11 protein-coding genes and 1 pseudogene are annotated in these 13041 nt (G+C 30.5%); 7 read left to right on the top strand and 5 right to left on the bottom strand.

Translation table 11 applies throughout. From position 1 onward, the window contains the following. Window positions 1–20 precede the first annotated feature (20 nt). The 5 genes from infC to FBF21_RS01270 form a co-directional block, all read right to left on the bottom strand. Complete coding sequence (gene infC / locus FBF21_RS01290) at window positions 21–539, bottom strand: translation initiation factor IF-3 (RefSeq protein ID WP_002851726.1); 519 nt, start codon at window positions 537–539, stop codon at window positions 21–23. Further along, window positions 536–2344, bottom strand: a complete 1809-nt coding sequence (gene thrS / locus FBF21_RS01285) for a threonine--tRNA ligase (protein WP_002869495.1) — start codon at window positions 2342–2344, stop codon at window positions 536–538. The genes infC and thrS overlap by 4 nt, the downstream gene beginning before the upstream one ends. A 130-nt stretch (window positions 2345–2474) precedes the next feature. Beyond that, window positions 2475–3278 (bottom strand): undecaprenyl-diphosphate phosphatase, encoded by an 804-nt coding sequence (locus FBF21_RS01280; RefSeq protein WP_002869496.1) that lies wholly within the window; start codon window positions 3276–3278, stop codon window positions 2475–2477. A gap of 73 nt (window positions 3279–3351) precedes the next feature. Continuing rightward, window positions 3352–5349, bottom strand: coding sequence for an oligopeptide transporter, OPT family (locus tag FBF21_RS01275; RefSeq protein ID WP_165433041.1), 1998 nt, complete (start codon window positions 5347–5349; stop codon window positions 3352–3354). 183 nt (window positions 5350–5532) lie between these two features. Continuing rightward, window positions 5533–6879 carry an SLC13 family permease gene (locus FBF21_RS01270; protein ID WP_002854418.1) on the bottom strand — a complete coding sequence of 449 codons (1347 nt, stop codon included), beginning with the start codon at window positions 6877–6879 and terminating at the stop codon, window positions 5533–5535. A gap of 243 nt (window positions 6880–7122) precedes the next feature. Between FBF21_RS01270 and FBF21_RS01265 the strand changes: the two genes are divergently transcribed. From FBF21_RS01265 to purF, 7 genes and pseudogenes are all read left to right on the top strand, one after another. Beyond that, complete coding sequence (locus FBF21_RS01265; RefSeq protein WP_002854421.1) at window positions 7123–7446, top strand: DUF4878 domain-containing protein; 324 nt, start codon at window positions 7123–7125, stop codon at window positions 7444–7446. Between the two features lies 1 nt (window position 7447). Then, window positions 7448–8021 (top strand): annotated as a pseudogene (locus tag FBF21_RS01260) (YiiX/YebB-like N1pC/P60 family cysteine hydrolase). Between the two features lie 98 nt (window positions 8022–8119). Next, window positions 8120–8467, top strand: a complete 348-nt coding sequence (locus FBF21_RS01255) for a hypothetical protein (protein ID WP_002854337.1) — start codon at window positions 8120–8122, stop codon at window positions 8465–8467. A gap of 134 nt (window positions 8468–8601) precedes the next feature. After that, window positions 8602–9729, top strand: a complete 1128-nt coding sequence (locus FBF21_RS01250) for a hypothetical protein (protein WP_002869499.1) — start codon at window positions 8602–8604, stop codon at window positions 9727–9729. Continuing rightward, window positions 9729–10910 (top strand): AAA family ATPase, encoded by a 1182-nt coding sequence (locus FBF21_RS01245; RefSeq protein WP_002860636.1) that lies wholly within the window; start codon window positions 9729–9731, stop codon window positions 10908–10910. The genes FBF21_RS01250 and FBF21_RS01245 overlap by 1 nt, the downstream gene beginning before the upstream one ends. Before the next feature lie 62 nt (window positions 10911–10972). Continuing rightward, window positions 10973–11701, top strand: a complete 729-nt coding sequence (gene dapB, locus FBF21_RS01240; protein WP_002860637.1) for a 4-hydroxy-tetrahydrodipicolinate reductase — start codon at window positions 10973–10975, stop codon at window positions 11699–11701. Window position 11702: 1 nt separating this feature from the next. Beyond that, window positions 11703–13040, top strand: a complete 1338-nt coding sequence (gene purF / locus FBF21_RS01235) for an amidophosphoribosyltransferase (RefSeq protein ID WP_002857257.1) — start codon at window positions 11703–11705, stop codon at window positions 13038–13040. Window position 13041: the final 1 nt, after the last annotated feature.

The raw sequence follows: 13041 nt of genomic DNA, 5'->3' as shown, positions 1-13041 counted from the left end.
GCCTTATCCACAAAAGTGGATTAAGCTTTTTTTGGAGTTACAAGCATATTTACATAACGACCTTCAAAATTTGGCTCTTTGTCACGATTAGCTTCATTTTCTATCATAGTCCAAATTTTTTCAAGCAAAGCTACACCTGCTTCAGGAGTTGCCATTTCACGTCCTTTTAAGAACACACGAAATCTCACATGCTTACCTTGTTCTAAAAATTCTAAAGCATGTTTTACCTTGTAATTAATATCATTTTGAGCAATTTTTACAGAAAGTTTGATTTCTTTTATATCAATCACTTTTTGTTTTTTCTTTGCTTCTTTTTGTTTTTTCTCTTGTTGATAACGGAATTTACCATAGTCCATGATCTTGCAAACAGGTGGCTTAGCATCTGCAGCTATCATTACAAGATCAAGTCCTAAACGATTTGCAATTTCTAAAGCTTCATCACTACTGATAATACCATAAACTTTGCCATCATCGCCAACACATCTGATTTCATCCGCTCTTATTTCTTCATTGAGCAATACTTCTTTTTCTTTACTCAAAAGTGTACCTCACTCATTTTCTCCTTAACTAATTTAATAAATTCGTCCAAGCTAAGATTTTTTTGTTCTTTAGCTCTTCTATCTCTTAAAGCAACGCTACGCTTTGCCACCTCATCATCGCCTAAAACTAAAATCATAGGTAATTTTTGCTTTTCAGCGATACGAATTTTTTTACTTAAGCTCTCATTTTTTTCATACACCTCGCTATCGATATTAAGCTCTAATAATTCTTTTTGAATTTCTTTTGCGTAAGCAATATGTGCTTCGCCTATTGGCACTATACCCACCGCAGTTGGTGCGATAAAAAACGGAAACTCACCCGCACAATGCTCGGTTAAAATTCCTATAAATCTTTCAAAAGAACCTAAAATCGCACGATGCAACATTACAGGTTGTTTTTTTTCATTATCACTATCAGTGTATTCAAGTTTAAAACGACTTGGCAGGTTAAAATCTACTTGTATGGTTCCACATTGCCACTTTCTTTTTAAAGCATCGGTGATTTTAATATCAATCTTTGGCCCATAAAAAGCCCCGCCACCTTCATCGATGCCGTATTTTAAACCTTGTTCATCTAAAGCTTCTTTTAAAGCCTTAGTCGCTATTTCCCAAATTTCATCATCACCTATGGCTTTTTCAGGTTTAGTTGAAATTTCCATTTCATAGCTAAAATCAAATAATTTCATCAAATTATCCACAAAAGCTAAAATTTCTAAAACCTGCTCTTTAATCTGACTTGGCATACAAAAAATATGTGCATCATCTTGAGTGAATTCTCTCACTCTAAAAAGTCCATGCAAAACGCCACTTTTTTCATGACGATGTACCACGCCGTATTCAAAAAATTTCAAAGGCAAATCACGATAACTTCTTACATCACTTTGATAAATTTTAATATGTCCCACACAGTTCATAGGCTTAATGCCATATTCTTGTTCATCAATTTGTGTAAAATACATATTTTCTTTATAGTTTGCATAATGCCCACTGATTTTCCATGCATCTGCTTTTAAAAGTTCAGGCCCACGCACAGGCTCATAACCACGTAAACGATGGATCTTATAAAGCATATGTTCAAGTTTAGATCTAAGTCTTGCACCGTTACTCAACCAAATAGGAAGACCTCCTCCGATCTCATCATCAAAAGTAAAAAGCTTAAGCTCTGTTCCAAGCTTTCTATGATCGCGTTTTTTAGCTTCTTCAATAATGGTTAAATACTCTTTTAAACTTTCCTTATCTGCAAAAGCGGTACCATAAATTCGAGTAAGCATTTCTCTTTTTTCATCGCCACCCAAATACGCTCCTGCAACACGAGTGAGTTTAAAAAAGCGTAAAAATTTCGTATTTGGCACATGAGGACCACGACACAAATCTTCAAATTCACCTTGTTTATAAATACTTACAGCTCCATCAGGAATACGCAATAAAACTTCTTGTTTTAAATCATCATTTTGAAATTTAGCCAAAGCTTCGCTTTTTGTGATTTCATATTTTAAAATTTCAATCTTTGCTTCAGCAAGTTCTTTCATCTTTTTTTCAATTTTTACTAAATCTTCTTCGCCAATCTTACTTTCCACACGAAAATCATAATAAAATCCATCTTCTATAACAGGACCAACGAAAAATTTAGCCTCAGGATACAAACTCTTAATCGCCTGTGCCATTAAATGCGCACAAGAATGACGGATTACTTCTAAACTTTCTTTAGAATTATCAAAATAAATTTCTTTTAAATTTGTATTTTTCACACTTTGAGAGTCAATTATTGTCTCATTGTCCAAATACGCAATAACTTCTTTTTCCATATTTTTAACCCTTTGTCGCTCACTTACCCTGTGAGTGTTTATAAAGTTCTAATTTTAACTTTCTAAGACTTAATTATTTTTGAAATTCAGCTTATTTTTAAAAAAATCTTAGAATAAATTTAATATTTATTTATAGCTTAAATTCACTTCCAGCATTTAAAATCCCACTATAATACAAATAAAAGAAAACAAATCCTAAAATAATACGATAAATTCCAAAAGGGATAAAGTCGAATTTAGAAATAAATTTTAAGAAAAATTTTATAACTAAAACTGCAACAATAAAAGCAGTGATAAAACCTATGCCTAAAGGAATTAAAGAATTTGCATTGCTAAGAAGCTCAGGCTCTTTATAAATGCTATAAGCTGTAGCGATAATCATCGTTGGAATGGCAAGCAAAAAACTAAACTCAGCCGCAACTTTTCTATTAAATCCTAGCAAAAGTCCACCAATAATACTTGCTCCACTTCTTGAAGTACCAGGAATCATGGCTAAAGATTGAAAAATACCTATGCAAAAAGCTTGTTTAAAACTTATTTCTTCTAAAGAATTGATACGATATTGTTTATTTTTATGTGCAAGTTCTATAAGAATAAACACAACACCGCCAAAAATGAGCATTCCAACCACAACCCAACCATTAAATAAAGCATTTAAGTATTTTGCCACAAAAAGCCCTATAACTCCGGTAGGAAAAAATCCAACTGCAAGTTTTAACCAAATATCAAGCCCTTGAAACAATTTACGCCAAAATACAAAAATGACCGCCAAAATAGAACCAAGCTGGATGATAATCAAAAAGCTTTTCCAAAACTCATCTATATCGATACCTAAAATAGTCGTACCTAAAATCATATGTCCTGTTGAAGAAATAGGTAAAAACTCAGTCAGACCTTCTATAATTCCAAGTATTAAAGCATATAAACTTTCCATTTTAATCCTTGAATGATAATTGCAAAAGAAAAATTATATCAGAATGGATTAAATGGGGTTTTAACCCCAAAAATTAAGCATCTTTTTTAACAATACGCTTAATGAAATATAATACAACTCCCACAAAAAAGATAAGTGCGAAAAGCTCGCTATCATGAAAATTTGCTAAATTTAAAGCTAAAGGATTTTCACTACCACCCATACTTACTGAAAATACAGTAATTCCTGCGATAATTACCCCAAAAATACTTTCACCCACTATAAGTCCTGAAGCAAAAAGCGTGCCTCTTTGCTCACAACTTGCAAGTTTTTCTTCTTTATGAGAATTTTTTGCATATTTTTTAGTCAAGTGTTGCATTACAATATATTTTAAAATTCCACCTATAACTAAAGGTATATTTACAGCAGGGGGAAGGTAAATACCTATTCCAACGGCTAAAGGCGGCAAAGACATTTTCTGTGTTCCTTTTAAAATTTTATCTATAATAATCATTAAAATTCCTACAAATACACCAAAAGCCATATAACCCCACTCTATATTGTGATGAAAAATTCCTTGGGCGATAGTGCTCATTAAATTTGCTTGCGGTGCTGCTAAAGCTGATGAAGCATCCATACCTTCTCTTGGCATTGCTCCGACAAAACCATAGGCTTGATAAAGCAAATTTAAAACAGGAACTATAGCCAAAGCACCAAAAACACAGCCTACAAGTAAAGCAACTTGTTGTTTCCAAGGAGTAGCTCCGACTAAATGTCCTGTCTTTAAATCTTGTAAATTATCATTCGAAATAGCAGCTGTAGCTAAAATAACACTAGTAGTAAAAATAGCTAATGCTACTGCAAATTTAGAAAGCATAGGATCTTGAAAAAGTTCCACACCTAAAACCAAAAAAACAATAGAAGAAATAATAACACCAATAAGTCCGATTCCAGAAATAGGACTAGAAGAAGATCCTACAAGTCCTGCCATATATCCGCAAGCTGCTGCAACAAAAAAACCTATTAAAACAGAAACTAAAGTTCCAACAAATGAAAATAGCATTTGATAATAAATACTTAAGTTAGCATCTTCAACAAAACTATAAAAAGTAATAAATAAACCCACAACCATTAAAACAAAAAGTATAAAAATACTTTTTAAAGAAAGGTCTATATTTGTTCTTTCATTTTTTTCTTGATTAGTAATTTTAACATTTTTAACAATTTCTTTAATACCTTCAATAACGGGTTTTAAAAGTTCTATTAAAGTCCAAAGCGCTGCTATAGCAATAGCTCCTGTTCCTATAAGCCTTACTTTAGAACTCCATACACTAGAAGCTAAATCTACGGCATTTTTTGCACTATCGAATTCAAAATTTGAAAGATAGGGAGTAAAAATACCCCAAGCTAAAAACATACCTACAAAAAGAGCTATAGCACCTGCTAAACCAACTAAATAACCTGCCCCTAAAAGTGCCAAAGAATATCCCATAGAAAAACCAAAAGCCATTTTATTCCAAATAAAAGCAAAATTACTCTCACTTGCAGCGAGTTTAAAACCATTGCTTAACAAACTAAAAATAGCAGCTATAAAAGAGCCTAATGCTATTTCTTTAATGCCTTGTTTTCCTTTTTTACTACTCTGATCTTTATTGGCTACTTTTAAAATTTCAGCTGCAGCTCTACCTTCAGGATAAGCAAGCTTGCTTTCAACCACCATAGTCCTTCTTAATGGTATAGTAAAAAGCACTCCAAGTCCGCCACCACAAAGACATATCATAAAAGTTTGCCAAAGTGGAAATTCACTCCAATACCCACACATAAAAAGCCCTGGGATAACAAAAATAACTGATGATAAAGTTCCTGCTGCTGAAGCTTGAGTTTGAACCATATTATTTTCTAAAATATTTGAAGTCTTAAAAAGACTCAAAACCGCCATGGAGATGACCACAGCTGGAATTGATGATGAAAAAGTAAGTCCCACTTTTAACCCTAAATATACATTTGAAGCTGTAAAAATAATAGTTAAAATACTTCCCAAAACCAAACCCCTTAAGGTAAGTTCTGGTAAATTTTGTTTTTTGTGCATCATTTCTCCGTTTTAAAATTTTACTTTCAACTTAAAAAATATTCTTATAAGTTTAAATTTATAATTTTTCTCTAAAGCAAAATAAAATAATACAAAAAAACGCTTATATTTTTATAAATTTTTGACTCAAAAATATCATAAAACAATGAGCTAATCATTGAAAAATCAAAAGTTCTTTTATTTTAATTATATTATCCCAGCTACCTCAGCAAAAATCAAGCAAATAATACTTATACCCCATATATAAAAAAAGCTTCTTTTGATATGATCTCTAATATTAACCTCTGCTAAACCACAACCTAGCAAAGTTGCAGGCACAACAGGAGAAATAAATGTCGCACAATTTCTTGCTATCACCATGATAATAGCTATAGTCAAAGGTTCAGCACCAAAAGCCTTAGTTACACTCAAAACTATAGGCATCACTCCATAAAAATAAGAATCCGTACAAAAAATAATTGCCATTGGAACAGCCAATATCCCTACCATTAAAGGAATATAAGTACCTAAATAATCTGGAACGAAATTTAAAATCAAAACACCCATTTTCTCCATAATACCACTTTTATCAAATACGCCTATTAATATCCCAGCACCAATTAAAGTAATATACATAAGCATTGCACCAGCACTTGCACGATCTAAAACTTTTTTAGCTATTTTTAAATTAGGATAATTAAGCGGTAAAATTATTACAAGCCCTATCATAAAGCAAATATAACTAGGAATAATACCACTAATTAAAAGCCCAATAACCCCAATAGTTACAAGTAAATTTAACCAAAACCATTTTTCATTATGGTGCTCGCTTTTTTCTATATTTAATTTTATTCCCGACAAGTTACCTGCGCCTGCGCCTCTTTTTATTTCTATCTTAGCAATCCAAATTGCCAAAAGAAGGGATAATACTAAACCTACAATCTGAATAGGTATAATATGGTGCCAAAGCAAATTTGCATCCATTCCTATATTAGTAGCCGCTCTTAAAGTAGGACCACCCCAAGGAATAACATTCATAACCCCCATAGCTGAAGTAATAATCAATAACATTGAAGTCTTTCTTATACTTAAACGCTCATAAATAGGTAATAATGCAGGTATTACAATAAGAAAAGTAGAAGCACCCGAACCATCTAAATGTACAGCAGCAGCAATAAAAACAGTAAGAATGCAAACTTGATATATATTAGCTTTCATTTTTGATAAAAATGCATTTAAAATTTTAGTAAAAAAACCACTTGCATTTAAAACACTAAAAAAGAGTATAGAAAAAACAAACAAAGCTGCCGTATCCGTTACGCTTTTGACTCCATCTTTAATAAAAACAACCAATGTTTTAATATCAAAAACACCTCCTTTAACCCCTAAAGCTACACCCACGCCAAAACCAAGCCGTTCAAGAATAAGTAAAATACAAGCTACACTAATACTTACACTTATAAAAGCTAGTGCTGGAGTAGTATAATCTTTTAGCAAAAGCCAAACTATCAATCCTAACGAGAAAAAACCCAATAAAGCTAAAAAAATTTCCATATCCTATCCTTTTGTATCATTTTTATTCGATAATAAAATAGGATATTTTAACTCCAACTTATATGTGTTTAAATTTATAGCTTTTTAAAAAAAATATATTTTCTAATGTAACCATTATAAACAAGAATAAAAAAATAATTTTGAATTATTTTGCTATAATTATGAATATTTTAATTTATACTATCAAAAGAAAAAAATGAAATTTTTTAAACTTTCTTTCTTGGCTTTAGTTGCCTTTTTTTAGTGGCTTGCGGTTCTTCAAATCCTGAAGATTTAGCTAAAAATTTTACAAAAGATCTTTACAGTGGTAATACTAAATCTGTTATGAGTTACATTGATCTTAGCGAAGCTAAAAGCGATGAAGAAAAAACATTTGTTAGTGATAAAATCACTCAAGTTGTTGCTGAAAATGCAGCCAAAGCAAAAAGAATGGGTGGTGTTAAAAATATTCAAATTGAAGAAAAAACAATCAATAAAGATTCTGCTAAAATCAGAGTTTTAGTGTTATTTAACAATGATAATAATCAAAGCAGCAATGTTTTTCTTGCTAAAAAAGATAGAAAATAGCTTGTTTTACTTAAATAAAATTTTATATTTTTTCTTAATTTTATTTTTATTGATTGGAATTTTGGGTTTCTTTATAAATTCCAATCCTTCAAATCAAATCATCAAAAAACCCTATCTACCTTTTCTTGAAATAGGTGATCTTGTCTTTCGTGCAGGAATAGGAAGTGAAAGTTTTTTAATAGAAAATTTAAGTCAAAGCCCTTATTCTCATATCGCTATGGTAGTTAAAACTTCTCCAACTATACTCATACATGCTACAACAGATGATGACAAAAATGCTAAAGACCAAGTTATCTTAAGCTCTATGGATGATTTTTTAAAACTGAGTCATAAAATTGCTATTAAAAGATTAAAATTTGATGAAAAAACCAAACAAAAAATAGTTGCTAAAGCTTTGGAACATTTAGGCAGAAAATTTATCATAAGTACAGATAAAGATGCTTTTTACTGCACTACTTTTTTTAGAACAATCTATTAACTCCATTACCCCATTTCATCTTCAATATACTCTAATCAAAGCTCCTTTTAATGAAGGTTTATATCTTTTTCCACAAGCTTTTTTTGAAAATAATTAAAGCGTATTAATTTTATGAAAGTCAAAAATTTTTAATTTCACATTCACTTCACTTAAAAATTTTATAATGTCATCACTTTACATTAAGGAGAAATAATTATGAAAAAAAGTATTTTATTCACATCAGCACTTTTAGCTAGCTCAATGCTTTTTGCAGATAGTCTAAAACTTGAAGGTACTATTGCGCAAATTTATGATAACAATAAAACCTTGCTTATTGACTCTATTTATGGCGGACAAATGGCTATAAAAGTTCTACCAAATACCGAAATAGAAATGGATGATTGTGGTATTTTTGGAACAGATAAAGATGGAACTTTTAAAGATTTACAGGTTGGAAATTTTTTAGAAAGTAAAATTTCTTATGGAATACCTGCTACACCAAATACTCAGGCTATTCCAGTAGCTAGAAAAATTGAAATTCAATGTTATAAAAAAGCTTATTAATATAAATCCCTTAACAAGGGATTTATAAAAATCATTCTTCGGCAAACTACTTCATTACTCTTAAATAAAAATTTAAACTCTTTTTTAACAAGCAATTTATAAAATAACACTTATATTTTCATCTAAGGCAAATAATGAAAAAATGGATTTTTATTGTTTTTTGTTTTATATTAGGTTTTATTATTCATATATTTTATATAGGATACACTAACGAACTTTTATTTAATAAATTTATTAAAAACAGCAATCCTGATTATACAATTACAGATATTTACTTCAAAAAAGGTTTTTTAACTTCTAAGGGAAGTTTTACTTTAAATCACTCTCATACACAGCTTTCAACCAAAATCGACCTTAAATTTAATAATTATTTTTTGTTAAATAAAATTATAAAAGGAAATTTTACAAATCCTTTTGATTTTTTAGATAAAGTGTTAAAAAACAATAAATTAGGAACTTTTACTCTCAAATTACACGATAACAACTCTAAAATATTTCTAAATATTAAAGATATAAATTTAAGCAATGAAGGTGGAGATACCATCATAAACGGCGGATATATTGAAGCTTTAATGAATAAAAATTTAGAAATTAAAAACATTAAAATACATTTTGATATGATTAATTTTTCTCAATTTTATACTAAATTTGTGTTGCAAAATTTAAATTACGAACAATTTTTTAACAATCCTGTACAATTTTATGAATTAAATTTATTTAGCAAAAGCCAACAACAAATCAACTTTGATTATCTTGTGTTAGATAACAATAAAATCAATTCTTTTTATAGCAAAAATCTAGTAAATTTTAATGAAGAAAATTCAACAATAAACTTAAACATACAAGGAAAATCCAATGAAATTGATATTGATCTTAAATCTTTATTGGGTCAGAATTTAAATTTTGACAAAACAAAATTTAATATAACCATAAATAAATTTCTTAACTCAAATTTCAATATCTCTCATTTTATTCAAAAAAATCTTGATCTAGAAATACAAAATTTAATTCTTGAAAAAAATAAACAAAATATCAGTCTACAAGGCAATTTAAATATTAACAACTCTTATCAAGCAAAATTACAAGTTATCAGTTCAGATGAGCCTGATGAAATTTTTCCTTGGACAAAAGATTATGGAGGTTTAAATCAATATTTTTTAAAAGAAAATAATAACTTTTTTCTAAATTTATCTTATGATAGCTTAGCCAATCCTCAACTAAAAATTAATGGTAGTGAATTTTCAAATATGGATTTAAATTAATGAGCCTAGCTTTGACCTTTCGCCCTGAAAATTTTGATGATATTTTAGGACAATATGAGCTTATAGAAATTTTCAAAAAATTTACTGCTTTACAAAAACTTCCTCATAGTATTTTTTTTGGAACGGCAGGTTCTGGAAAAACAACTTTTGCTAGAGTTGTAGCCAAAGAATTTGGCTTAGATTTTTATGAATTTGATGGAGGAAATTTTAAACTCGAAGAACTAAGAAAAATTTTAGATAATTATAAAAATAGTCTTTATAAGCCTTTAATTTTTATTGATGAAATTCACCGCCTTAGCAAAACCCAACAAGAAATGCTTTTAATTCCTATGGAAAATTACCGTTTAATTTTAATCGGCGCAAGCACTGAAAATCCCTATTTTGTTCTAAGTTCTGGTATAAGAAGTCGTTCCATGCTTTTTGAATTTAAATCTTTAGGGGTAAAGGAACTTGAAACTTTACTCTTGCGTGTACAAGAAAAAATGAAATTTAGTATTGATAAAGAAGCTAAAGATTTTCTACTGAAAAGTGCTGATGCAAGAGCTATGCTAAATTTGCTTGAATTTGTCTTGGTTTTAAATGAAAAACATATCAGTCTTGAAAATCTTAAAAAACTTCGCAACACCATAAATAGTGAAGGTGTTAGCTCAAAAGATACACATTATATTTTAGCAAGTGCAATGATAAAAAGTTTACGCGGAAGTGACGTTGATGCAGCTATTTATTATCTTGCAAGACTTATTGATGCAGGAGAAAGTGCGGATTTTATCGCTAGGCGTTTGGTGATTTTTTCAAGTGAAGATATCGGAAATGCCGATCCAAATGCTTTAAATTTAGCGGTTTCGACTCTAGAGGCTGTTAAAAATATAGGTTATCCTGAAGCAAGAATTATCCTAGCCCAATGCGTAGTTTATTTAGCAAGCACAATCAAATCTAATGCAAGCTACAAAGCTATCAATGAAGCTTTAAACTATGTAAAAAATAATGAAGCTTTAGAAATACCTAATTATCTTAACAACAATCATCAAGAAAAACAAAACTATCTTTATCCACATGATTTTGGTGGCTGGGTAGAGCAAAAATATCTTAGTAAAAATTTAAAATTTTATCATAGCAAGGGCTTAGGAGAAGAAGCAAAATTGTTAGATAATTTATATAAATTAAAAAACCATAAAGCTTAATTTTATTATTTAAAATTTACAAAATAAATGCTAAAATCAATATTTTATTTTCAAGGAAAAAGATGATTAAAATAGGAATTTATGGCGCTAAAGGACGAATGGGAAAACAGATTGAAGAATGTTTAAAAAGCGAAACACAAGCACAAATTTCGATACTTTATGATAAGGGTGGAAATTTAGGAGAGCTTTTTGAAAAAAGCGATGTGATTATTGATTTTTCTTCCCCAAGTGGAACTCATGAGCTTTTAAATTATGCAAGAACTATACCTAAACCTTTGGTAATAGGTACAACAGGGCTTGATGAGAAAATTTTACATTTGATGCAAAGTGCTAGTGAAGTGATGCCGATTTTTTATGCGACCAATATGTCTTTAGGTGTTGCGGTTTTAAACTATCTTGCTAGTAAAGCCAGTCAAATGCTAAGAAATTTTGATATAGAAATTTTAGAAATGCATCATCGCCATAAAAAAGATGCACCAAGTGGTACAGCTATGACTTTAGCTCAAAGTGTAGCAAAAGCTAGAAATTTAGAACTTGAAAAAGTAAGAGTAAGTGGAAGAGATGGCATTATAGGTGAAAGAAGCAAAGATGAGATTGCCGTGATGAGTTTAAGGGGTGGCGATATAGTAGGACGTCATACAGTAGGTTTTTATGAAGATGGAGAATTTTTAGAACTTAATCATACCGCTACTTCAAGGGCGACTTTTGCTAAAGGTGCGATTAAAATCGCTATTTGGCTTAGTAAGCAAGAAGCAAAAATGTATTCAATCAATGATTTTTTAGGAATTTAAAATGTGTGCAGTTGTAGGAGTTATTAATTCAAAAAATGCTAGTACTTATGCGTATTATGCGCTTTTTGCTATGCAACACCGTGGGCAAGAGGCAAGTGGTATTAGTGTGAGTAATGGTAAAAATATTAAGACTATTAAAGCTAAAGGTGAAGTGAGTCAAATTTTTAATCCCGATAATTTAAAAACTTTAGAAGGTGAAATCGCTATAGGGCATAATCGCTATTCTACAGCAGGAAATTCAAGTTTAAACGATGCCCAACCCATAGCAGCCACTTCGGTTTTAGGTGATATTGCTTTAGCGCATAATGGAAATTTAGTCAATAAAGAAGAAGTAAGATCAAGACTTATTCAAGATGGGGCTATTTTTCAAACCAATATGGACACAGAAAATGTTGTTCATCTTATCGCAAGAAGTAAGCAAGAAAGTCTAAAAGATAGATTTATTGAGAGTTTAAAAGAATGTATAGGAGCTTATTGTTTTGTTTTAGCAAGCAAAGATAAACTTTATATTGTAAGAGATCCTCATGGGGTGCGTCCTTTGTCTTTAGGGCGTTTAAAAGATGGAGGCTATATAGTTGCTAGTGAAACTTGTGCTTTTGATCTTATAGAGGCTGAATTTATTCGTGATGTTAAACCAGGGGAAATGCTTATTTTTACTCAGGGAAATGATAAATTTGAAAGCATAGAACTTTTTTCTCAAACTCCTAGAATTTGCGCTTTTGAATACATTTATTTTGCTAGACCTGATAGCATAGTAGAAGGTAAAAGCGTGTATGAAGTGCGTAAAAAAATGGGCGAAGCTTTAGCTAAAAAATTTGCTTATAAAGCAGACTTTGTCGTGCCTGTGCCAGATAGTGGAGTAAGTGCAGCTATAGGTTTTGCTCAATATTTACAAATCCCTCTTGAAATGGCAATAGTAAGAAATCATTATGTAGGAAGAACTTTTATAGAGCCAACTCAAGAGCTTAGAAATTTAAAAGTAAAATTAAAGCTTAATCCTATGCGTAAAGTTTTAGAAGGCAAAGAAATCGTAGTCATTGATGATAGCTTGGTGCGTGGCACTACTTCTAAAAAAATAATTTCCTTACTTCGTGCTGCAGGAGCGAGTAAAATCCATCTTGCCATAGCTTGTCCTGAGATCAAATTTCCTGATACTTATGGTATAGATACTCCAACTTTTGAAGAACTTATCAGCGCAAATAAAAATGCTGAAGAAGTGCGTGAATATGTAGAAGCTGATACGCTAAGTTTTTTAAGCATAGAAGAGCTAACTCAAAGCATAGGCGATGAAAGAAAATATTCTTTAATCAGTTTTGATGGAGATTATTTTATTAAATAAT

This window comes from Campylobacter sp. CFSAN093238, assembly GCF_012898015.1.
Classification (GTDB): domain Bacteria; phylum Campylobacterota; class Campylobacteria; order Campylobacterales; family Campylobacteraceae; genus Campylobacter_D; species Campylobacter_D jejuni.
This window is presented reverse-complemented; position numbering and strand designations above follow the sequence as displayed.

Bases quoted from the DNA above. Each gene is read 5' to 3' on its own strand.
- FBF21_RS01255 (WP_002854337.1), top strand. From the start codon at position 8,120: ATGAAAAAAAGTATTTTATTCACATCAGCACTTTTAGCTAGCTCAATG.
- purF (WP_002857257.1), top strand. From the start codon at position 11,703: ATGTGTGCAGTTGTAGGAGTTATTAATTCAAAAAATGCTAGTACTTAT.
- FBF21_RS01270 (WP_002854418.1), bottom strand. From the start codon at position 6,879: ATGGAAATTTTTTTAGCTTTATTGGGTTTTTTCTCGTTAGGATTGATA.
- FBF21_RS01275 (WP_165433041.1), bottom strand. From the start codon at position 5,349: ATGATGCACAAAAAACAAAATTTACCAGAACTTACCTTAAGGGGTTTG.
- FBF21_RS01280 (WP_002869496.1), bottom strand. From the start codon at position 3,278: ATGGAAAGTTTATATGCTTTAATACTTGGAATTATAGAAGGTCTGACT.
- FBF21_RS01245 (WP_002860636.1), top strand. From the start codon at position 9,729: ATGAGCCTAGCTTTGACCTTTCGCCCTGAAAATTTTGATGATATTTTA.
- dapB (WP_002860637.1), top strand. From the start codon at position 10,973: ATGATTAAAATAGGAATTTATGGCGCTAAAGGACGAATGGGAAAACAG.
- thrS (WP_002869495.1), bottom strand. From the start codon at position 2,344: ATGGAAAAAGAAGTTATTGCGTATTTGGACAATGAGACAATAATTGAC.
- FBF21_RS01250 (WP_002869499.1), top strand. From the start codon at position 8,602: ATGAAAAAATGGATTTTTATTGTTTTTTGTTTTATATTAGGTTTTATT.